This window comes from Pseudomonas sp. BMS12, from assembly GCF_001592875.1.
In the GTDB taxonomy this organism is placed as follows: Bacteria; Pseudomonadota; Gammaproteobacteria; order Pseudomonadales; family Pseudomonadaceae; genus Aquipseudomonas.
Map to the genome: position 1 here is coordinate 26,936 of NZ_LSOF01000024.1, position 20,698 is coordinate 47,633.

Consider the following 20,698-nt stretch of genomic DNA (forward strand, 5'->3'; position numbering starts at 1 on the left):
ACAGGCCTCGAACAACCGGTTGCACACGCCCGGGGGCATTCCCGACCCGCCAATTGGCGGGTTCTTTTTCCTCTATTCCTCGAACCGTTCCGTGGCGTCCCGATCGCCCGAGTAATGCTTAGCCAGCGGAAACGCGGGCAGCCAGGATTCGCGCCGGACGGTCCAGAGCTCGTAGGTGGGTAACAGTTGGTCTGGCGCATCCAGCGCGCCGAGGCTCACTTCGACCTCGTCTGCAGTACGCGAGAAAACCGATGAGCCGCAGTGCGGGCAGAAGAATCGCCCGGCGTAGTCGCGCGTCTCGCCGACCACAGTCACTGCCGCCTGGGGGAAGATCGCCGAAGCGTGGAAAAGTGCGCCGTGATGCTTGCGGCAGTCGAGACAGTGACAGAGGCCGACCCGATACGGTCGCCCAGATGCTTCGATACGCAGGCTGCCACACAGGCAACCGCCGGTGAATCGCTGCATGTCGTCCTCCGCTCGCTTGCCGCCCACCGATCCCGAGCGGCTACCGATTGCTTGAGTACGGTCGCCGAACGGGCCGAGGCCCCAGCGCTAACACAACAAGGCCTTAGCCCTTGAAACCTTTCGCCATCAGATAAACCTCATTCGAGCGCGGCCGCGAAGCAGCGGGCTTGCGCACTACCACCTTCTCGAATGAGGTGCGAACGTCCCTCAGAAACTCGTCAGAACCCTCGCCCTGGAAGACCTTGACCACATAGTTGCCACCCGGCTTGAGCACTTTGCGGACCATGTCGAGGGTGAGCTCGACCAGGTACATCGAGGAGGCCTGGTCGGCGACGGCTACGCCGCTGAGGTTGGGGGCGATATCGGAGACGATCAGGTCGGGCTGCCGGCCATCGAGCTTGTCGAGAATCTGCTGGAACACGGCGTCGTCGGTGAAGTCGCCCTGGATGAAGTCGACGTTGTCCAGCGGGTCCATCGGCAGAATGTCGGTGGCGATAACGCGCCCTTTATCACCCAGCAATTTGCCGGCCACCTGCGACCAGCCACCAGGCGCCGAGCCCAGGTCCATGATCAGCATGCCAGGGCGGATCAGCTTGTCCTTCTCGTTCAGCTCGATCAGCTTGTAGCTGGAGCGCGAGCGCAAGCCATCCTTCTGGGCCTGTTTGACGTAGGGGTCGTTGACGTGTTCGTTCAGCCAGCGGGCGCTGCTTTTGGAGCGTTTCATAAGGGAGCCAGGCACGGAAAATCAGGGAAAGGGGCGCGACAATGCCAGGGGCAGAGGCCACAAAGTGGCGGCAAGTATAAGCCGAGAGTGCCGCGCAGGCTAAATCCAGCGGCCTCGGCGGCCTGACAGGGTCGCGTGGCAGCAGCTACAATTCGCCCCTTACCTCCCCTCTGTTGCTTCCTTTGCCGGAGTCACCGGCCAGGATTACCGCCATGATTCGCATCAACGAACTGTCTCTGCCCCTCGATCACTCCGCCGATGAACTGCGCCAGGCCATCGTCCGACGCCTAGGTATCAACGACGCCGACCTGCTGAACTTCAACGTATTCAAGCGCAGCTACGACGCGCGCAAGAAGAACAGCGTCATCCTGTTCATCTACATCATCGACCTGGAGGCCCGCGACGAGGCGGCGATTCTGGCGCGCTTTGCCGATGACCAGCACATACGCCCCGCGCCGGACACGGCCTACTACCCCGTCGGCCAGGCGCCCGCCGACCTGAGCGAGCGCCCGCTGGTGGTGGGCTTCGGCCCCTGCGGCCTGTTCGCCGCGCTGCTGCTGGCGCAGATGGGTTTCAAGCCCATCGTCCTGGAGCGCGGCAAGGATGTACGCCGCCGCACCAAGGACACCTGGGCCCTGTGGCGCAAGAAGGTGCTGACCCCGGAGTCCAACGTACAGTTCGGCGAAGGCGGTGCCGGCCTGTTCTCCGACGGCAAGCTCTACAGCCAGATCAAGGACCCCAAGTTCTACGCGCGCAAGGTGATGCACGAGTTCGTCCGTGCCGGCGCGCCGGACGAGATCATGTACGTGAGCAAGCCGCATATCGGCACCTTCCGCCTCACCGGCGTGGTCGCCGCCATGCGCGAGGAGATCATCGCCCTCGGCGGCGAGGTGCGCTTCGAGAGCAAGGTCACCGACCTCGTGATCAATGAAGGTCAGCTGGAAGGCGTGGTGCTGGCCAGTGGCGAAACCCTGCACAGCCGCCATGTGGTGCTGGCGCTGGGGCACAGCTCGCGCGATACCTTCCGCATGCTGCACCGCCAGGGCGTGTTCATCGAGGCCAAGCCCTTTGCCGTGGGTTTTCGCATCGAACACCCGCAAGGCATGATCGACCAGGCCCGTCTGGGCAAGTACGCCGGCCATCCAGAACTCGGCGCCGCCGACTACAAGCTGGTGCATCACGCCAAGAACGGCCGCGCCGTCTACAGCTTCTGCATGTGCCCTGGCGGCACCGTGGTGGCTGCTACCTCCGAACCGGAACGCGTAGTCACCAACGGCATGAGCCAATACTCGCGCAACGAGCGCAACGCCAACTCCGGCATAGTCGTGGGCATCAACCCGGAGCAGGACTTCCCCGGCGGCCCGCTGGCCGGCGTCGAGTTCCAGGAGCGCCTGGAGTCGCGCGCCTACGAGCTGGGCGGCAAGGACTACTGCGCGCCGGCACAACTGGTCGGCGACTTCATTCGCGGCGTGCCATCGAGCGAGTTCGGCGAGGTGGAGCCTTCCTACAAGCCCGGCGTGCGCCTGGGTGACCTGGCGCCCTCACTGCCGGAATACGCCATCGAGGCCATCCGCGAGGCCCTGCCGGCCTTCGGTAAGCAGATCCGCGGCTTCGATCGCGATGACGCCGTGCTCACCGGCATCGAAACCCGCACCAGCTCGCCGGTCCGCATCACCCGCGACAACGAAAGCTACCAGAGCCTCAACCTGCGCGGCCTGTACCCGGCCGGCGAAGGCGCCGGTTATGCGGGTGGCATCCTCTCGGCGGGCGTGGACGGCATCAAGGTCGCCGAGGCCGTGGCCAAGTCGATCCTGGCCGGGCAGCGCCACTGATGAAGCTCGACGACATCAAGAAGCTGCAGCAGAAGAAGTACCGGGCCGAGTTCGGGCACTTCCTGGTGGAAGGCGAACACCTGATTCTGGAGCTGCAGAAGGCGGCCCTGCACAATCCGCTGCTGCAACGCAGCCAGCTGTACGTGACCGCCGCCTACGAGCACTGGCAGAGCCCGTTCAAGACCCAGGTGATCAGCGACCGGCAGATGGCGCAGATCGCCGACACCAAGACCCCGCAGGGCATAGTCGCCGTGGTACCCATGCCGGAGAGCGCCGCACCGAGTGCCGCCGGCGAGCGCGCCATCTACCTGCACGAGATCCAGGACCCGGGCAACCTCGGCACCATCCTGCGTACTCTGGCCTGGTTCGGTGGTTTCCGCTGCCTGCTCAGCCCCGGCAGCGTCGACCCGTACAACCCCAAGGTCGTGCGCTCCAGCATGGGCGCCATTTTCCATGCCCCGCTGGAACTGGAGGTGCCGCTGGACGCCCTGCCCGCGCGCTTCGCGCGCATCGCCTGCCTGGACATGCAGGGCGAGCCGGTGCAGTCGGCCGGCTTCAGGGCCTGCGACTGCTACCTGTTCGGCAACGAAGCGCGGGGCGTGCCTCGCGAGCTGCTGACCAGCCTGGACGCCACGCCGTTCACCATTGCCGGCAGTGGCGCCATCGAGTCGCTGAACCTGGCGGCGACCGTAAACATGTGTGCGTATGAGTTGAGTCGCTAGGAAGCATTCACGGGGTGGACCGCCCGAGCAGGCCAATCAGGCCGCCTTACCTGGCCAGCCACCGGAGCCCGCAACCAGAACTTCTGGAGGTCACATGCAGGTCAAGAGAATCATCGCCAACCTTCCCGCGCCAGAGCCGTCCATGGTCGACGAGTTCTACAGGGACATCCTTGGCCTCGAGCTGGCGATGGATCATGGCTGGATTCGCACCTATGCCGGCTCGGCCAAGATGACGGTCCAGGTCAGCATCGCCAGCCAGGGTGGCTCCGACACCCCGGTGCCTGATCTGTCCATCGAGGTGGACGATCTTGACGAGGCGCTGCGCCGCGTTCAGCACAGCGGGATTTCGCTGGAGTACGGCCCCGTCAGCGAGCCTTGGGGCGTGCGCCGCTTCTATGTCAGGGACCCGCTCGGCAAGCTCATCAACATTCTCCAGCATGAGTAGCCCGTAGAATCTGCCGGCCCAGCCGAATCGCCCCCCACTGATGGGCGACTCATGGCCGACAAATGGCGGGCTTTCACTCGGTGCGGAAGCGCACCACCAGTTGCTTGAGCGCGCTGCTGACCTCCTTCTGCTCCCGGGAATACTGCTCCACTTCCATGGCCTGGCCGGAAACCCGATTGACCGCGTCGTTGATGGCAACGATGTTCTGATTGATGTCCTCCGTCACCAGATGCTGCTCTTCGGTAGCCGCGGCAATCTGCATGGTCATGTCGCGGATCATCTGCATCGCACCCTCGATGTTCTCGAAGGCGCCCATGACCTCGCCAGCCAACTCGATGGCCTTGGCGGATTCGGACAGGCTGCTATCCATGGTCGAGGTGACTTCGCTGATACGGCTGACCAGCAGGTTGAGGATGTTGTTGATCTCCCCGGTTGAGTCCTGGGTGCGCTTGGCCAGGTTGCGGACCTCGTCGGCCACCACCGCGAACCCTCGCCCCTGTTCGCCGGCGCGGGCGGCCTCGATGGCGGCGTTGAGCGCCAGCAGGTTGGTCTGCTCGGCAATCTGCTGGATGGTCGAGAGAATATTGTTGATATTGACTGTCTCGCGCTCCAGCTCCTGAATCACCTTGCTGGCGTTCTCGATACTGCCGCCCAAGGCGTTGACTCCGGCAGTACTGCGGGCAATCACGTCCTTGCCATTGCTGGTCGCCTCCAGGCCCTGCTTGGACGCCTCCGCCGTTCTCACGCAGGTCTGTGCCACCTCGTTGGCGGCAGAGGACATCTCGGTTACCGCCGTGACGATCTGCTCAACCGCACTCAGCTGTTGCTGCAGGCCGGCGGACATCGCCGTGGTGCGTTCATTGGTCTGGTCGGACACCTCGTGCATGCTGATGGCGTTTTCCTTGATCACCCGGATCATGGACTGGGTCGACTCGATGAACTGGTTGAACCAGTCGGCCAACTCACCCGTTTCATCCTTGCTGAGCAGCGACAGACGCCGGGTCAGATCGCCTTCGCCCTGGGCAATGGTGCGCAACCCCTCCTTGACCAGATTGATCGGCGTCACGATGCGGTTGGCGATGACCACCCCGGCCAGCGCGAACAGCAGTACCAGCACCGCGGAAACACCCAGGGTCAGCCAGGTCAGCTCATGGGCGCTGGCGAAGATCTCATCGGTCTGCATGAAACCAATGAACTTCCAGCCCAGCTCAGGCGAGGTGTACACATTGGCCAGGTAATCGACGCCGTCGATGCTCACCTCGATAACGCCGATCTCGGTCTTGCCGATGGTGGTGAAATAGTCGTCCTTGAGCTCACTGAGCTTCTTGAAATTGTTCTGCGGATGATGCCCGTCGACCAGCAATGTGCCGCTGCTCTCCACCAGCATGAAGAAGCCGGTCTCGCCGAAGCGGATCTTCTGGGTCATGTCGGTGAGGGCCTTGAGCGATACGTCCACGGCAACCACCCCGGCGAAGCTGCCGGCCTGATCCTTGAAGCCCTTGAGCACCGAGACATAGACCGCATCATCCGGCTCCCAGTAGTAGCCGTCGCGGCGAGCCAGGGTGAAGTTGGCCTCCTTGCCGATGCTGTACCAAGGACGTTTGCGCGGGTCCCAGTCACCGTAGTCACCGGTGCCCGGCCACTCCACATAGGCACCCGCGGTATCGGACATGTAGACGTAGCCGAGGGTCGGGTTGTTCTCGCCGATACTGGAGAAGTAATCGAAGATCTGTTTCTCCCGGCCACCATGGGCCGTCGCAACCTGACTGGGCTTCTGCGCATCACCAAAGTAGGTCGACAGCTCACCGCCCTGGGTATCCCTGAGCGCGGGATAGTCCGCCATGGCAGAAACGGTGTGGCCCACGGAGTTGAAGAAGGTGACGAAGGTATTGTCCACCAGCTTCACGTCCAGACTGCTGGAGTCGCGAAAATGGGTCCTGGCCTGCTCCGTCACGTTCCGTATGGTCAATAGCGCCACTATCAGCACCGGCACCAGGGTTGCGACCACGAAACTGACCAGGAGCTTGGTTTTGATCTTCATCGGAGGAGCCTCTACTTCTTAGCTGGGTAGCTGACGAGGAGTCGCGCTCCTTTACTTGTAGCGACTTGTTCGGGAATTTTCCTCTCCAATGCGGCTCAGGCGGGACAAAGACGTTATCACTGGGCAAAAGAAAGCGGCGCTTGTGCGCCGCCCCTCTGCCTGACGAGCACTCGGCTCATCCATGCCTAGCCAGTGCTCAGTGCATATGTTCGGCCTGCCGCTTCAGCGACCTTGCGGCCTGCTCGCCCGCCTCCTCGCCAGCTTCGATGATCGGCACCTCGTTGTCGTTGCAGTCGAACAGCTTGCCGTCGCGGAAGTGGTCGCCATCGTTGAGCGCGGCGATGTCCTGGTAGCGCAGCGTACGCTCGCTGGCGGCGACGAATACCGACTGCTGGTCGGAGTTGCCAGCCTTGAGATGGTTGAACAACAGGTTGAGCAGGATGGCCATGATCGCCGCCGAGCTGATGCCCGAGTGGAAGATGGTTTCGAACCAGGCCGGGAAGTGGTGATAGAAGCCCGGTGCGGCGATGGGGATCATGCCGAAGCCGATCGAGGTGGCGACGATGATCAGGTTCATGTTGTTGCGATAATCCACCTGGGCCAGGGTACGGATGCCGCTGGCCGCGACGGTGCCGAACAGCACCACGCCGGCGCCGCCCAGCACGGCCGTCGGTACGGCGGCGATCAGCCGCCCCATCACCGGCAGCAGGCCGAGGGTGACCAGGATCAGGCCGGCGGTGGCCACCACGTAGCGGCTCTTCACGCCGGTCACCGCGACCAGGCCGACGTTCTGCGCGAAGGCGCTCTGGGTGAAGGAGCCGAACAACGGCGCCAGGCTGCTGGAGATCATGTCGGCGCGCAGACCATTGCCCAGACGCTTGGAGTCGACCCGGGTGCCGATGATTTCGCCGACGGCGAGGATGTCTGCCGAGGTTTCCACCAGGGTGACGATAATCACGATCAACATCGACAGGATGGCGGCGACCTGGAACTGCGGCGGGCCGAAGTGCAGCGGTTGCGGCAGCGCCACCAGCGTGCCTTCGAGTACCTGGGAGAAGTCGGCCATGCCAAACGCCATGGCGACCAGGGTGCCGATGATCATCGCCAGCAGGATCGACAGACGCGAGATGCTGGCACTGCCCAGCTTGCTCAGCAGCAGCACGGTTATCAGGGTAAACGCGGCCAGGCCGATATTGGCCACGCTGCCGAAGTCCGCCGCCTGACTGTTGCCGCCCATGGCCCAGCGCGCGGCGACCGGCATCAGAGTCAGGCCGATGGTGGTGATGACGATGCCGGTCACCAGCGGCGGGAAGAACTTGGTGATACGCGAGAACACCGGCGTGATCAGCAAGCCGATCAGCGAGGCGGCGATCACCGCGCCGAACACGGTGGGCAAACCGCCGGCACCGTCACTGCCGATGATGGCGATCATGGTCGCCACACCGGCGAAGGACACCCCCTGCACCAGGGGCAGCTGGCAGCCGAAGAACGGCACGCCGAGCGTTTGCAACAGGGTGGCAAGGCCGCCGGCGAACAGCGAGGCGGCAATCAGCAGGCCGATATCGGCCGGTGCCAGGCCCGCGGCCTGGCCAACGATCAGGGGCACGGCGACGATGCCGCCATACATGGTCAATACATGCTGGAGCCCGTAAGCCAGATTGGCCCCAACGCCGAGGTTTTCATCCTCGGGACGTGGTGATGAGGAAGAAGAAACAGAAGAAGTCATATTGAGTTGCTCGCAGTTGTTGTTCTGGCGCGTCTTGCAACACGTTCTGGCGCACTATCAGATGATCTCTGTATACATATTTCATACCACACGCATCCAGATGGATGCGTGCGGCCCCACTTCGATGCTTAGAAGAACACTTTGGCGATCCAGCTGAAGGTGTTCTGGTCGGTACCGCCGAGAATCTGGTCACCCAGGAAGCTGTCGTCGTCGATACCGTACTTGTCCTTCCAGTAGTCGTACTCGATACCGACGTACAGCTGCTTGGCACCCCAACCCATGGCCTTGCCCAGGTCGTATTTGATCTGCGGGTTGAAGTGCAGGTTGGCGTGGTAGGTACCGCGACGGTTCTCGTCGTTGTCCACCACCCAGTCCATGAAGCCGTCGATGACCACGTCGGAATCGCCGACCGGGATGGTGTAGCTCCACGCCGGGGTGATCTGCCAGACATCGTCGCCGGCGCGGTCGCCATCGGTGGTGCGGTTGTAGAAGTTGACCTGGAAGAAGTCGAAGCCGGGAATGGCCAGGTCGAAACCCGGACCGATCAGGTAGGACTCGACATCGCCCTCGCCGAACTCGTAGGTCATGGCCAGCAGCACATCGGTCACCGGGCCGAACTGGATCTTCTGGTCGAAGATCTTGCCCAGCGACAGACGCGGCTGGAACTCGCCGTAGTAGGTGTTGCTGCCCACCAGGTCGTCGTCTTCACCGTTGTAGAAGATCTTGTCGAGGAAGAAGAAGTTGTCGCCGTACTTCCAGCCATCCGCGTGCTCGAAGGTCAGGGTCTGCTGGATGTTCGGGTTGATCTTGTAGCTCTGCCCATAGAGGTAGGTCAGGCTGTTGCTCTGCCAGTACAGCAGATCGTCGGCCGATGCCGGGGCGGCGGCCAGGCAGGTGGCGGTGAGCGCCAGGGTGTGGGGCAGATAACGGAGTTGCATAGGGTTTTCCTGTTGTTTTGAGGTTGCAGGTTGCCCGTCCACGCCCCTCCCTCCACGGCGAGAGGATTGCTGACAGGTAAATGGGTCCAGGTGTGGCTCAGGCGCGTGGGTGCGCGCTTGGGTATGCCCGCGCGACGCACCGGTTCGGCGCAACGGCGGCATAGACGATGCCTTGGAACGGGGCAAAACCTGACTGGGTGCGCAGGTTGCAGAGAGCTACGGGCGAGATGGATGAACTCATGGGTAAAGCCTGCCTGTTGTTGTTCTAGGTCGTGGGCTTACTTGGGTGCTCACGGACACCCATGCGTTATGTCATCAAAGGCTGATCAATCGATCAGCTTTTCCGCGTTATACACCCTGTAAACAGATCAAACAATATTTCGATACAGTAATGTATACATTTTTTATCGAACGACCGTTCGCTGGTCAGGGTTGGCGCTTTTTCTTCTGGCGCTCAAGGAAATCCACCTTCCATTGCTCAAGGCCGAGGTACTCGGAATCCAGATTGGCTTCCACGCCATAGCGCTGCTTGAGCGCCGCGACCTCGCCGGCATGTGTCTGCAGGAAGCGATCGAAACGCTCGATCAGCTGCGGGTAACGCAGGCTGGAAAGATGAAAGGCACCCTTGCTGTGCGGCAGCGCCGGGTCGAACACCAGCGCACCTGGGCGGGCACGCAGGTTGTCCAGGTAGTAGGTGGCCACCACCACGTTGTAGTAGGCGCCGTCTGCCTCGCGGCGCAGGGCCTGGCGCACCATCTGGCGCAGGTCGGCGCTGCGCAGCAATTGAGTCTGCCCGGCCGTGATGCGCGCCTGGTAGTCATGCGGCGTCCAGCCATCGACCAGCGCCAGACGCTGCAGGCGTTCGACGCCCTGCCCCAGCGCCCCTGGCGGCACCAACACGCCATCCACATAGGCCACCACGGGCTGGCTGTAGACGATATCAGCGCCCTGCTTCAGCGCCTGCCCCCACTGCGGGCTGTCCGGATACTTGAAGTCGACGCTGCCGTTGCGCAGGTGCTGCGTCAGCTGGCTGACCGGTAGCGCCTGGTAGCGGAGATCCAGGCCGGCATCGCGGGCAAACAGATCGAGCACTTCGCGGGCAAAGCCGCGGTACTCGCCCTGCTCGTCCTGCCAGTAATGCGGCTGGAAGGATTGCTCTTCGACGCCGACCACGTAGGTCTGCGCCAGTGCGCCGTTGGCGCACAACAGGCTGGCGGACAGCCAACCGAATACCCGAGGCTTCATCACCTTCTCCTTGTTCTGCTTTCGGGTGGACGCACCTCGCCCACGCGAGCCATGAGCTCGCGCAGGCAAGGTGCAGGGTTATTCGCCGCTGACCAGCTGGCGTGCCAGGCGATTGTGGCGCTCCAGCACGCGCGGTAGATCGACGGTCACGATGCGCCCGTCGCGTACCACCGGGCGGCCGTTGATCACGCTGGTATCTACCTGGGTCGGGGTGCAGAACACCAGTGCCGCCAGCGGGTCGTGATGGGCACCGGCGTAGGCCACATGGCCGAGGTCGAAGGCCACGAAATCCGCCGCCATGCCCGGCGCCAACGCACCGATGTCGTTACGGTTGAGCACCTTGGCACCGCCCAGGGTGGCGATTTCCAGCGCCTCGCGGGCGGTCATGGCGTCCGGGCCGAAGCCGACGCGCTGCAACAGCAGGGCCTGGCGTACCTCGCCGATCATGCTGGCGCCGTCGTTGGACGCCGAACCGTCGACCCCCAGGCCGACCGGCACACCGTGGTCGCGCATCTTGCGGATCGGCGCGATGCCCGAGGCCAGGCGCATGTTCGAGCACGGGCAATGCGCCACGCCGGTACCGGTGCGGGCAAACAGCTCGATGCCGTGCTGGTCGAGCTGTACGCAGTGGGCGTGCCACACGTCGTGGCCGACCCAGCCGAGGTCCTCGGCGTACTCGGCCGGGGTCATGCCGAACTTCTCGCGACTGTAGCCAATGTCGTTGACGTTCTCGGCCAGGTGGGTGTGCAGCGACACACCGTACTGGCGCGCCAGCACCGCCGCCTCACGCATCAGATCGCGACTCACCGAAAACGGCGAGCACGGCGCCACCACCACGCGCAGCATCGAGCCGTGGCTGGCGTCGTGGTAATCCTCGATCAGCCGTTGCGACTCCTTGAGGATGTCGCCCTCCTTCTCCACCACCGAATCCGGCGGCAGGCCGCCCTGGCTGCGGCCGACGCTCATGCTGCCGCGCGCGGCGTGGAAGCGCATGCCGATCTCCGCGGCGGCGTGGATGCTGTCGTCGAGCTTGCAGCCGTTCGGATAGATGTACAGGTGGTCGCTGGAGGTGGTGCAGCCGGAGAGAATCAGCTCGGCCATGGCGGTCTGGGTCGACACCTCGATCATCTCCGGGGTCAGCCGCGCCCAGATCGGGTAGAGGTTGGTCAGCCAGTTGAACAGCTCGCCGTCCTGCGCCGCCGGCACCACGCGCGTGAGGCTCTGGTACATGTGGTGATGAGTATTGACCAGGCCGGGGATGACCACCTTGCCGGTCATGTCCAGCACCTCGTCGGCAGTCTGCGGCAGCTCGGCAGAGGGGCCGACCTGCTTGATCAGGTTGTCCTCGATATACAGCCCGCCGCCTTTGATCTCGCGACGCTCGCCGTCCATGGTCACCAGCAGGTCGGCGTTCTTTACCAGTAATGTCTTGGGCATGTACGTGTTCCTTGGGCCCTTTGGGCGAATAAATTTCAACAATGGAAATGCGGGACCGGCGTCATCGGGGCTGCTATGGCAAGGCGCGTCATCGAAGACAGTACGACCAGTACGGCGAGATGACGCAACGCCGCCAGAGCGGCTCCGAGGGCGTCGGTCAGCCGCCGGTCATGCTCATGAAGCGGACTACCTGGACTTGCTGATCCGCCTCGAAATGGTGGCGCTCCGGCTTCAGTCGCAACGCCTCGATCAGCGCCGCGCGCAGACGTTCGGAATCACCGGGATGGCGGCGCAGCAGCGCCTTGAGATCCAGCGCCCCCTCGTTGCCCAGGCACAGCACCAACTTGCCCTCGGCGGTAACCCGCACCCGGTTGCAGTCGCCACAGAAGTTGCGGCTGTGCGGCGAGATGAAGCCAACGCGGGTATCGCTGCCGAGCACCTGCCAGTAGCGCGACGGTCCGCCTGTACGGTGGCTGCTGGGCAGCAACTGGAAACGCCGCTCGATACGCTCGCGCACTTCGTCCGAGGTGCACAGGGTGTGCTTGCGCTCGTGACTGGTGACGCTGCCCAGCGGCATCTCCTCGATGAAGCTGATATCCAGCCCGCGCTCGACGGCGAAGGCGACCAAGTCTTCCACCTCGTCGTCGTTGCGGCCCTTCTGCACCACCGCATTGAGCTTGATGCGCCGGAAGCCGGCCGCCCGCGCCGCCTCGATGCCGGCCAGCACCTGGTCCAGGCGATCGCGCCGGGTGAAGGCGGCGAAGCGTTCACGTCGCAGCGAGTCGAGACTGATATTGAGGCGCGTGACACCGGCCTCGCGCAGCTCGCCGGCCATCTGCCCCAGTTGCGAGCCATTGCTGGTGATGGCCAGGTCTTCCAGCTCACTGCGCCCGCCGAGACGACGCAGCAGGCTGCCGAGGTTCTTGCGCACCAGCGGCTCGCCACCGGTGATGCGTATGCGCGTCACGCCCAGGCCGATAAAGGCGTCGGCAACGGCGTACAGCTCTTCCAGGGTGAGAATCTGCGCGCGCGGGGCGAAGACCATGTCTTCGCTCATACAGTAGGTACAGCGGAAGTCACAGCGATCGGTGACCGACAGGCGCAGATAGGTGATGCGCCGGCCGAAAGGGTCGAGCAAGTGGTTGTCTTGCATGGCACAGCCTGCCGCAGCACGCGCCGGACGGGACTCCAGCGACATGGACGGATAACGAATGGAAACAGAAGTTAAATATTTTGTATACAGTCAATTCACCTGGCGCCTTGCTTGAGGCTCGCGCAAGCCCGGTGCTACCATGCCAACCCCTCGCCGGCCGGCCCTTCCAGGCTGCAGGCGAGCCATTCAAGGAGACGATGTGAGCAGCATCCGCGCGCGCAACAGAGCGCTCATCCTGCAGGCCGCGAGCCAGGAGTTCGCCGACAAGGGCTTCGCCGCCACCAAGACCAGCGACATCGCCGACAAGGCCGGCCTGCCCAAGCCCAACGTCTACTACTACTTCAAGTCGAAAGAGAACCTCTACCGCGAGGTGCTCGAAAGCGTGATCGAGCGCCTGCTACAGGCCTCCGCGCCGTTCAACCAGGATGGCCACCCCGAACAGGTGCTGCGCGACTACATCCGCACCAAGATCGCCATCTCCCGCGACCTGCCCTACGCCTCCAAGGTGTTCGCCAGCGAGATCATGCACGGCGCGCCACATCTCTCCGCCGAACGCACCGAACAGCTCAATGGCCAGGCGCGCTACATCATCAGCTGCATCGAACAGTGGATCGAGCGCGGCCTGATGGCACGCATCGACGCCAGCCACCTGCTGTTCAGCATCTGGGCGGCGACCCAGACCTACGCCGACTTCGACTGGCAGATCTCCGTGGTCACCGGCAAGACCAGCCTCAGCGAGGCCGACTATGAGGCGGCGGCGGAAACCATCATCCGCCTGGTGCTCAAGGGCTGCGAAGTGCAGCCTCTCGGCAGCTAGCGCAGGTTAATTGCCTCACACCCCCGGATCGGCCTGCAGGCGCATGGCCTCCAGCGCACTCACCGCACACTGTTCGTCGATATCCGAAGCATCGCCACTGATGCCAATCGCACCGATCAACTCGCCCGTCTGATCACGGATCAAGACCCCACCCGGGGCTGGCACCAGGTTACCGCCCGCCAGGTTGTTGGCAGCGCCAATGAACGCCGGGCGCTGCTGCGCGTCCGCAGCGATCTGGCGCGAGCCCTTGCCCAGCGCAATCGCTCCCCAGGCCTTGCCGATGGCAATCTGCGGGCGAAGCATGCTGGCGCCATCCTCACGCTGCAGGCTGATCAGGTGTCCGCCGGCATCCAGCACCGCAACGGTAAGCGGTGCGGTGCGCAACTCGCGGGCGATGGCAAAGGCGTGGCTGGAAATACCCAGCGCGGTTTCCAGTTTGAGTACGGGCATGGTGGAAGCTCCTCATGTCGAGGCGACGTCAGCGCAAGGCTGCGCCACCGATTACACACAATAAAAACTAATTTATGTATACAGTTTGGATAATTCTTTATCCATAGCCCCCGCAAAAATCATTTGAAACGCCCGTTTCAAAACAACTTGCCTTGTATACAACCCAGCCCTTGACCCCTGACGAAGGCCGTGAATAGAATCCGTCGCAGGCACTTTGTATACAATTCCAATGCTATCGAGGAACAATAAATGGCCAGAATGAGAGCAATCGAAGCAGCCGTACTGGTGCTGCGCCGCGAAGGCGTCGACACGGCCTTCGGCATCCCCGGCGCCGCGATCAACCCGTTCTACGCGGCGTTGAAAAAAGTCGGCGGTATCGATCACGTCCTGGCGCGCCACGTGGAAGGCGCCTCGCACATGGCCGAGGGTTACACCCGCACCAACCCGGGCAACATCGGTGTGTGCATCGGCACTTCCGGCCCGGCCGGTACCGACATGGTCACCGGCCTCTATTCGGCCAGCGCCGACTCCATCCCGATCCTCTGCATCACCGGCCAGGCGCCGCGTGCGCGCATGCACAAGGAAGACTTCCAGGCCGTCGATATCACCAGCATCGTCGCCCCGGTGACCAAGTGGGCCACCACCGTCATGGAGCCGGGCCAGGTGCCACGTGCCTTCCAGAAAGCCTTCTATGAAATGCGCAGCGGCCGTCCCGGCCCGGTGCTGATCGACCTGCCGTTCGACGTGCAGATGGCCGAGATCGAATTCGACATCGACTCCTACGAGCCACTGCCGCTGGCCAAGCCGGCCGCCAACCGCGTACAGGCGGAGAAAGCCATCGCCATGCTCAACGAGGCCGAGCGCCCGTTGCTGGTCGCCGGTGGAGGCATCTTCAACGCCGACGCGGCGGACAAGTTGGTGGAGTTCGCCGAGCTGACCGGCGTCCCGGTAGTGCCGACCCTGATGGGCTGGGGTGCGATTCCGGATGATCACAAGCTGATGGTCGGCATGGTCGGCCTGCAGACCTCGCACCGTTACGGCAACGCCACCCTGCTCGCCTCCGACCTGGTGTTCGGTATCGGCAACCGCTGGGCCAACCGCCATACCGGCTCGGTCGAGGTCTACACCGAAGGTCGCAAGTTCATTCACGTCGACATCGAACCGACCCAGATCGGCCGCGTGTTCAACCCGGACCTGGGCATCGTTTCCGACGCCGGCAGCGCCCTGGACGCCTTCCTCGAAGTGGCCCGCGAGTGGAAAGCCGCCGGCAAGCTCAAGGACCGCAGCGCCTGGGTCGAGTCCTGCCGCGAGCGCAAGCGCACGCTGCAGCGCAAGACCCACTTCGACAACGTGCCGGCCAAGCCGCAGCGCGTGTACGAGGAGATGAACGAGGCCTTCGGCAAGGACACCTGCTACGTCAGCACCATTGGTCTGTCGCAGATCGCCGGCGCGCAGTTCCTGCACGTCTACAAGCCGCGCCACTGGATCAACTGCGGCCAGGCCGGCCCGCTGGGCTGGACCATTCCGGCGGCCCTCGGTGTGGTCAAGGCCGACCCGCACCGCCAGGTGGTGGCGCTGTCCGGCGATTACGACTTCCAGTTCATGATCGAAGAGCTGGCCGTGGGCGCGCAGTTCCACCTGCCCTACATCCACGTGCTGGTGAACAACTCCTACCTGGGCCTGATTCGCCAGGCGCAGCGCGGTTTCGACATGGATTACTGCGTGCAGCTGGCGTTCGAGAACATCAACGCACCGGAGATCAATGGCTACGGCGTCGACCACGTCGCCGTGGTCGAGGGCCTGGGTTGCAAGGCGATTCGCGTGTTCGACCCCAACGAGCTGCAGAACGCCTTCGCCGAAGCCAAGCGCCTGATGGCCGAGCATCGTGTGCCGGTGGTGGTCGAGGTGATTCTGGAGCGCGTCACCAACATCTCCATGGGTACCGAGATCAACGCCATCAACGAGTTCGAGGAACTGGCCGCACGTGGCGTCGACGCACCGACCGCCATCTCGCTGCTGGACTAAGACTCCCCTCTCCCACCGGGAGAGGGGCCGGGGGTGAGGGATTGCCCGAAGAACACCAAGCACCCTCACCTCAACCCTCTCCCACTGGGAGAGGGAGCCAACCAAGGAGCCAAGACATGCCCCGTTTTGCCGCCAACCTGTCCATGCTGTTCACCGAAGTGGACTTCATGGACCGTTTCGCCGCCGCCGCCGAAGCCGGCTTCAGCGGTGTCGAATACCTGTTCCCCTACGACTACCCGGCCGAGCAGATCAAGGCCCAGCTGGACGCCAACCAGCTCGAGCAGGTGCTGTTCAACCTCCCTGCAGGCGATTGGGCGAAGGGCGAGCGCGGTATCGCCTGCGATCCGAGCCGCGTCGAGGAATTCCGCGCCGGCGTCGACAAGGCAATTGCCTACGCCCAGGTGCTGGGCAACAAGCAGATCAACTGCCTGGCCGGTATTCGCCCCCAGGGCCATGACTGCGCCAGCGTGCTGCAGACCTTCATCGACAACCTCAAGTACGCCGCTGGCAAGCTCGAGGCCGCCGGCATTCGCCTGGTCATGGAGATGATCAACACCCGCGACATCCCGGGTTTCTACCTGACCACCACGCAGCAGGCCCTGGAAATCCGCGAGGCCGTGGGCAGCGCCAACCTCTACCTGCAGTACGACATCTACCATATGCAGATCATGGAAGGTGACCTGGCCCGCACCGTGGAAGGCAACCTGGCCGTGATCAACCACGTGCAGCTGGCCGACAACCCCGGCCGCAACGAGCCGGGCACCGGCGAGATCAACTACCACTTCCTGTTCGAGCACCTGGACCGCATCGGCTACCAGGGCTGGGTCGGCTGCGAATACAAGCCCAAGACCACCACTGCCGCCGGCCTCGGCTGGCTGAAAACCCATAACGCCATCTAACAAGAGGACTTTCACATGGCCAAGATCGGATTTATCGGTACCGGCATCATGGGCAAACCCATGGCGCAGAACCTGCAGAACGCAGGCCACACCCTGTTCTTCTCCGAGCACTTCGAAAAAGCCCCGGCCGAGCTGCTCGGCGACAACGGCATCGGCCTGGCCAACCCGCGCGAAGTGGCGCAGGAAGCCGAGTTCATCATCGTCATGGTGCCGGACACCCCGCAGGTCGAAGACGTGCTGTTCCGCGCCGATGGCGTAGCGGCAGGTGTTGGCGCTGGCAAGGTGGTGATCGACATGAGCTCCATCTCGCCGACCGCGACCAAGGTCTTCGCCGAGAAGATCAAGGCCACCGGCGCCGCCTACCTGGACGCCCCGGTTTCCGGCGGTGAAGTGGGCGCCAAGGGCGCGACCCTGAGCATCATGGTCGGCGGCTGCCCGAATGCCTTCGAACGCGCCCTGCCGCTGTTCCAGGCCATGGGCAAGAACATCACCCGCGTCGGCGGCAATGGCGATGGCCAGACCGCCAAGGTGGCCAACCAGATCATCGTCGCCCTGAACATCCAGGCGGTCGCCGAAGCCCTGCTGTTCGCCGCCAAGAACGGCGCCGACCCGGCCAAGGTGCGCGAAGCGCTGTCCGGTGGTTTCGCCGGCTCGAAGATCCTCGACGTGCACGGCGAGCGCATGATCAAGGGCACCTTCGATCCGGGCTTCCGCATCAGCCTGCACCAGAAGGACCTCAACCTGGCCCTGTCCGGCGCCAAGGAGCTGGGCCTGAACCTGCCCAACACCGCCAACGCGCAACAGGTGTTCAGCACCTGCGCGGCCATCGGCGGCAGCAACTGGGACCACTCCGCGCTGATCAAGGGCCTGGAGCACATGGCCAACTTCAATATCCGCGGTGAGTAAGAACACCCCTTCGGCCTCTGGCTGAAGGATGGGGAGCTCGCTCCCCAACCCCCTATCGACCTTCCTGGCCTGCGGAGTCACGGCCCAAGGGCCAGGTTGGTCGATTCCACTCCACAGGCGCTGCGCTGCGGCGCCTGCGGACTGGAATCGATCCAGCGTCACCAGAACAAGAGAACAGTGCCATGACTCTCGATCCGCAACGCCTGCTACGCGATTTGTTCGCCACGGCCATCGCCGCCGCCCACCCCGACCAGGTGCTGGCCGACTACCTGCCCGCCGACCGCAGCGGCAAGGTCGTGGTCATCGGCGCGGGCAAGGCCGCCGCGGCCATGGCCGCAGTGATCGAACGCGAATGGCAGGGCGAGGTCAGCGGCCTGGTGGTGACCCGCTACGAACACGGCGCCGAGTGCAGCAGGATCGAAGTGGTCGAGGCCGCCCACCCGGTGCCGGACGATGCCGGCGAACGCGTGGCCCGCCGCGTGCTGGAGCTGGTCAGCAACCTCAGCGAAGACGACCGCGTCATCTTCCTGCTCTCCGGTGGCGGCTCGTCCCTGCTGGCGCTGCCGGCCGAGGGCATCTCGCTGGCCGACAAGCAGGCGATCAACAAGGCGCTGCTCAAGTCCGGCGCGACCATCGGCGAGATGAACTGCGTGCGCAAGCACCTTTCGGCAATCAAGGGCGGACGCCTGGCCAAGGCCTGCTGGCCGGCCAGCGTGTACACCTACGCGATTTCCGACGTGCCCGGCGACGAAGCCACGGTGATCGCCTCCGGCCCGACCGTGGGCGACCCAACCACTTCAGTCGAAGCCCTGGCGATTCTCGCCCGTTACAGCATCGACATCCCCGCCAACGTGCGCGCCTGGTTGCAGGACCCGCGCTCGGAAACGGTCAAGCCGGGCGACCCCTGCCTGGCGCGCAGCCACTTCCAGCTGATTGCCACGCCGCAGCAGTCGCTGGACGCCGCGGCCAAGCGCGCCCGCGAAGCCGGCTTCACCCCGCTGATCCTCGGTGACCTGGAAGGCGAATCGCGCGAAGTGGCCAAGGTGCATGCCGGCATCGCCCGCCAGGTGGTGCTGCATGGCCAGCCGATTCAGCCGCCCTGCGTGATCCTCTCCGGCGGCGAGACCACCGTCACCGTGCGCGGCAACGGCCGTGGCGGACGCAACGCCGAGTTCCTGCTCAGCCTGACCAACAACCTGCGCGGCCTGCCCGGCGTCTACGCCCTGGCCGGCGACACCGACGGCATCGACGGCTCGGAAGACAACGCCGGCGCCATCATGACGCCCTACAGCTACGCCCGCGCCGGCCTGCAGCAACTGGATGCCGAGGCCGAGTTGGCCAACAACAACGGCTACGGCTACTTCGCCGCCCTCGACGAGCTGGTAATGACCGGCCCGACCCGCACCAACGTCAACGATTTCCGCGCCATTCTCATCCTCGGGAGCAGTGAATGATGTACGCCGACAAGAAAGTGAAGATCCTCGCCACCCTCGGTCCGGCCATTGGGGGCGTGGACGACATCCGCGCCCTGGTCGAATCCGGGGTCAACCTGTTCCGCCTCAACTTCAGCCATGGCGAGCACAGCGACCACGCCATGCGCCACGGCTGGGTCCGCGAAGTCGAACGCCAGATGGGCACGCCCCTGGGCGTGCTGATGGACCTGCAGGGGCCGAAGCTGCGCGTTGGCCGCTTCGCCGACGGCAAGGTGCAGCTCGAACGCGGCCAGCGCCTGCGTCTGGACCTGGACCCCACGCCCGGCGACACCGCGCGGGTCAACCTGCCGCACCCGGAGATCATCGAGGCTCTGGAGCCGGGTATGAACCTGCTGCTCGACGACGGCCGCCTGCGCCTGCGGGTGATCGCCTGCGCAGCCGATGCCATCGACACCGAGGTGCTGGTCGGCGGCGAGCTGTCCGATCGCAAGGGCGTCAACGTGCCGGAGGCGGTGCTGCAGCTGTCGCCGCTGACCGCCAAGGATCGCCGCGACCTGAGCTTCGGCCTGGAACTGGGCGTGGACTGGGTGGCGCTGTCGTTCGTCCAGCGTCCCGAGGACATCGTCGAGGCCCGCGCCCTGGTCGGCGACAAGGCCGCCCTGCTGGCCAAGATCGAGAAGCCCTCGGCAGTGCAGCATCTGGAAGAGATCGCCCGTCTGTGCGACGCCATCATGGTGGCGCGCGGCGACCTCGGCGTGGAAGTGCCGGCAGAGAACGTGCCACGCATCCAGCGCGACATCGTGCGCACCTGCCGCCGCCTGGGTCGTCCGGTGGTGGTGGCCACGCAGATGCTCGAATCCATGCGTTTCTCCCCGGCTCCGACCCGCGCCGAAGTCACCGACGTGGCCAACGCCGTGGCCGAGGGTGCCGACGCGGTAATGCTCTCCGCCGAGACCGCCTCCGGCGACTACCCGCTGGAGACCGTGCAGATGATGAGCAAGATCATCCGCCAGGTGGAGAACGGCCCGGACTTCCAGTCCCAGCTCGACGTCAATCGGCCCCAGGCCGAGGCCACCGTCAGCGATGCGATCAGCTGCGCCATCCGCCGCATCAGCGCCATCCTGCCGGTCGCCGCGCTGGTCAACTACAGCGAATCCGGCGCCAGTACGTTGCGCGCCTCGCGCGAGCGGCCCAAGGCGCCGATCCTCAGCCTCACCCCCAGCCTGCGCGTGGCGCGCCGCCTGAGCATGGCCTGGGGCGTGTACTCGGTGGTCAAGGAGCGCCTGCAGGAGGCCGAGCAGGTCACCGGTACCGCCCTGGAAGTTGCCCGCGAGCAAGGCATGGCCAGTTCGGGCGATACCCTGGTGATCACCGCCGGCGTGCCGCTGGGCCAGCCCGGCAGCACCAACATGCTGCGCATCGAGCAGCTCGGATGATGCC

Annotated in this window: 18 protein-coding genes and 1 pseudogene; 9 read left to right on the forward strand and 10 right to left on the reverse strand. The window is 64.3% G+C overall.

Going from position 1 to position 20,698, the window contains the following annotated elements; translation table 11 throughout:
• Positions 1-72 precede the first annotated feature (72 nt).
• The gene (locus AYB31_RS19515; protein ID WP_068830686.1) at positions 73-465 is read right to left on the reverse strand and encodes a GFA family protein; all 393 of its coding nucleotides are present in this window, start codon (positions 463-465) and stop codon (positions 73-75) included.
• 103 nt (positions 466-568) lie between these two features.
• Entirely contained in the window at positions 569-1,189 is a 621-nt protein-coding gene (gene rlmE, locus AYB31_RS19520; RefSeq protein ID WP_068830687.1) for a 23S rRNA (uridine(2552)-2'-O)-methyltransferase RlmE, read from the reverse strand.
• A gap of 212 nt (positions 1,190-1,401) precedes the next feature.
• On the opposite strand from rlmE, the gene AYB31_RS19525 reads away from it, so the two are divergent.
• From AYB31_RS19525 to AYB31_RS19535, 3 genes are all read left to right on the forward strand, one after another.
• Positions 1,402-3,021 carry an NAD(P)/FAD-dependent oxidoreductase gene (locus AYB31_RS19525; protein ID WP_068830688.1) on the forward strand — a complete coding sequence of 540 codons (1,620 nt, stop codon included), beginning with the start codon at positions 1,402-1,404 and terminating at the stop codon, positions 3,019-3,021.
• The gene (locus AYB31_RS19530) at positions 3,021-3,743 is read left to right on the forward strand and encodes a TrmH family RNA methyltransferase (RefSeq protein WP_068830689.1); all 723 of its coding nucleotides are present in this window, start codon (positions 3,021-3,023) and stop codon (positions 3,741-3,743) included. The genes AYB31_RS19525 and AYB31_RS19530 overlap by 1 nt, the downstream gene beginning before the upstream one ends.
• 94 nt (positions 3,744-3,837) lie before the next feature.
• The gene (locus AYB31_RS19535) at positions 3,838-4,188 is read left to right on the forward strand and encodes a VOC family protein (RefSeq protein WP_068830690.1); all 351 of its coding nucleotides are present in this window, start codon (positions 3,838-3,840) and stop codon (positions 4,186-4,188) included.
• Positions 4,189-4,261: 73 nt separating this feature from the next.
• Here AYB31_RS19535 and AYB31_RS22425 read toward each other — a convergent pair whose 3' ends face one another.
• The 7 genes and pseudogenes from AYB31_RS22425 to moaA all read right to left on the reverse strand — a co-directional run bounded on the left by AYB31_RS22425 (position 4,262) and on the right by moaA (position 12,728).
• Entirely contained in the window at positions 4,262-5,107 is an 846-nt protein-coding gene (locus AYB31_RS22425) for a methyl-accepting chemotaxis protein (protein ID WP_442961847.1), read from the reverse strand.
• Positions 5,108-5,173: 66 nt separating this feature from the next.
• Positions 5,174-6,229 (reverse strand): annotated as a pseudogene (locus AYB31_RS22430) (cache domain-containing protein); the annotation flags it as partial.
• 196 nt (positions 6,230-6,425) lie between these two features.
• On the reverse strand, positions 6,426-7,955 hold the full coding sequence (locus tag AYB31_RS19545; protein WP_068830692.1) for a nucleobase:cation symporter-2 family protein: 1,530 nt from the start codon (positions 7,953-7,955) through the stop codon (positions 6,426-6,428).
• A 128-nt stretch (positions 7,956-8,083) separates the two neighbouring features.
• Positions 8,084-8,893, reverse strand: a complete 810-nt coding sequence (locus tag AYB31_RS19550; RefSeq protein ID WP_068830693.1) for an outer membrane protein OmpK — start codon at positions 8,891-8,893, stop codon at positions 8,084-8,086.
• Positions 8,894-9,319: 426 nt separating this feature from the next.
• Positions 9,320-10,138 carry a substrate-binding periplasmic protein gene (locus AYB31_RS19555; RefSeq protein ID WP_068830694.1) on the reverse strand — a complete coding sequence of 273 codons (819 nt, stop codon included), beginning with the start codon at positions 10,136-10,138 and terminating at the stop codon, positions 9,320-9,322.
• A 78-nt stretch (positions 10,139-10,216) separates the two neighbouring features.
• A complete protein-coding gene (locus tag AYB31_RS19560) occupies positions 10,217-11,575 on the reverse strand; it encodes an 8-oxoguanine deaminase (RefSeq protein ID WP_068830695.1) in 1,359 nt (452 codons plus the stop codon).
• Between the two features lie 157 nt (positions 11,576-11,732).
• Positions 11,733-12,728 (reverse strand): GTP 3',8-cyclase MoaA, encoded by a 996-nt coding sequence (gene moaA / locus AYB31_RS19565; RefSeq protein WP_068830696.1) that lies wholly within the window; start codon positions 12,726-12,728, stop codon positions 11,733-11,735.
• Positions 12,729-12,927: 199 nt separating this feature from the next.
• Between moaA and AYB31_RS19570 the strand changes: the two genes are divergently transcribed.
• Positions 12,928-13,545 (forward strand): TetR/AcrR family transcriptional regulator, encoded by a 618-nt coding sequence (locus AYB31_RS19570; RefSeq protein WP_068830697.1) that lies wholly within the window; start codon positions 12,928-12,930, stop codon positions 13,543-13,545.
• Between the two features lie 15 nt (positions 13,546-13,560).
• Here the strand turns inward: AYB31_RS19570 and AYB31_RS19575 are convergent, their stop codons facing one another.
• A complete protein-coding gene (locus tag AYB31_RS19575) occupies positions 13,561-13,995 on the reverse strand; it encodes a GlcG/HbpS family heme-binding protein (RefSeq protein ID WP_068830698.1) in 435 nt (144 codons plus the stop codon).
• 249 nt (positions 13,996-14,244) lie between these two features.
• On the opposite strand from AYB31_RS19575, the gene gcl reads away from it, so the two are divergent.
• The 5 genes from gcl to pyk all read left to right on the forward strand — a co-directional run bounded on the left by gcl (position 14,245) and on the right by pyk (position 20,694).
• Positions 14,245-16,020, forward strand: coding sequence for a glyoxylate carboligase (gcl, locus tag AYB31_RS19580; RefSeq protein ID WP_068830699.1), 1,776 nt, complete (start codon positions 14,245-14,247; stop codon positions 16,018-16,020).
• 116 nt (positions 16,021-16,136) lie between these two features.
• On the forward strand, positions 16,137-16,919 hold the full coding sequence (gene hyi / locus AYB31_RS19585) for a hydroxypyruvate isomerase (RefSeq protein WP_068830700.1): 783 nt from the start codon (positions 16,137-16,139) through the stop codon (positions 16,917-16,919).
• A gap of 15 nt (positions 16,920-16,934) precedes the next feature.
• Positions 16,935-17,825 carry a 2-hydroxy-3-oxopropionate reductase gene (locus tag AYB31_RS19590; RefSeq protein ID WP_068830701.1) on the forward strand — a complete coding sequence of 297 codons (891 nt, stop codon included), beginning with the start codon at positions 16,935-16,937 and terminating at the stop codon, positions 17,823-17,825.
• A 182-nt stretch (positions 17,826-18,007) separates the two neighbouring features.
• Positions 18,008-19,279, forward strand: coding sequence for a glycerate kinase type-2 family protein (locus AYB31_RS19595; protein WP_068830702.1), 1,272 nt, complete (start codon positions 18,008-18,010; stop codon positions 19,277-19,279).
• Positions 19,279-20,694: a pyruvate kinase gene (gene pyk, locus AYB31_RS19600; protein ID WP_068830776.1), complete on the forward strand. Its 1,416-nt coding sequence runs from the start codon at positions 19,279-19,281 to the stop codon at positions 20,692-20,694. The genes AYB31_RS19595 and pyk overlap by 1 nt, the downstream gene beginning before the upstream one ends.
• The last annotated feature ends 4 nt before the right edge of the window (positions 20,695-20,698 follow it).

Excerpts from the sequence above, each read along its gene's own strand:
- moaA (WP_068830696.1), bottom strand. The coding sequence starts at position 12,728 with ATGCAAGACAACCACTTGCTCGACCCTTTCGGCCGGCGCATCACCTAT.
- gcl (WP_068830699.1), top strand. The coding sequence starts at position 14,245 with ATGGCCAGAATGAGAGCAATCGAAGCAGCCGTACTGGTGCTGCGCCGC.
- AYB31_RS19590 (WP_068830701.1), top strand. The coding sequence starts at position 16,935 with ATGGCCAAGATCGGATTTATCGGTACCGGCATCATGGGCAAACCCATG.
- AYB31_RS19525 (WP_068830688.1), top strand. The coding sequence starts at position 1,402 with ATGATTCGCATCAACGAACTGTCTCTGCCCCTCGATCACTCCGCCGAT.
- AYB31_RS19545 (WP_068830692.1), bottom strand. The coding sequence starts at position 7,955 with ATGACTTCTTCTGTTTCTTCTTCCTCATCACCACGTCCCGAGGATGAA.
- AYB31_RS19575 (WP_068830698.1), bottom strand. The coding sequence starts at position 13,995 with ATGCCCGTACTCAAACTGGAAACCGCGCTGGGTATTTCCAGCCACGCC.
- hyi (WP_068830700.1), top strand. The coding sequence starts at position 16,137 with ATGCCCCGTTTTGCCGCCAACCTGTCCATGCTGTTCACCGAAGTGGAC.
- rlmE (WP_068830687.1), bottom strand. The coding sequence starts at position 1,189 with ATGAAACGCTCCAAAAGCAGCGCCCGCTGGCTGAACGAACACGTCAAC.
- AYB31_RS19535 (WP_068830690.1), top strand. The coding sequence starts at position 3,838 with ATGCAGGTCAAGAGAATCATCGCCAACCTTCCCGCGCCAGAGCCGTCC.
- AYB31_RS22425 (WP_442961847.1), bottom strand. The coding sequence starts at position 5,107 with ATGATCCGGGTGATCAAGGAAAACGCCATCAGCATGCACGAGGTGTCC.
- AYB31_RS19550 (WP_068830693.1), bottom strand. The coding sequence starts at position 8,893 with ATGCAACTCCGTTATCTGCCCCACACCCTGGCGCTCACCGCCACCTGC.
- AYB31_RS19530 (WP_068830689.1), top strand. The coding sequence starts at position 3,021 with ATGAAGCTCGACGACATCAAGAAGCTGCAGCAGAAGAAGTACCGGGCC.
- AYB31_RS19560 (WP_068830695.1), bottom strand. The coding sequence starts at position 11,575 with ATGCCCAAGACATTACTGGTAAAGAACGCCGACCTGCTGGTGACCATG.
- AYB31_RS19555 (WP_068830694.1), bottom strand. The coding sequence starts at position 10,138 with ATGAAGCCTCGGGTATTCGGTTGGCTGTCCGCCAGCCTGTTGTGCGCC.
- AYB31_RS19515 (WP_068830686.1), bottom strand. The coding sequence starts at position 465 with ATGCAGCGATTCACCGGCGGTTGCCTGTGTGGCAGCCTGCGTATCGAA.
- AYB31_RS19595 (WP_068830702.1), top strand. The coding sequence starts at position 18,008 with ATGACTCTCGATCCGCAACGCCTGCTACGCGATTTGTTCGCCACGGCC.
- pyk (WP_068830776.1), top strand. The coding sequence starts at position 19,279 with ATGTACGCCGACAAGAAAGTGAAGATCCTCGCCACCCTCGGTCCGGCC.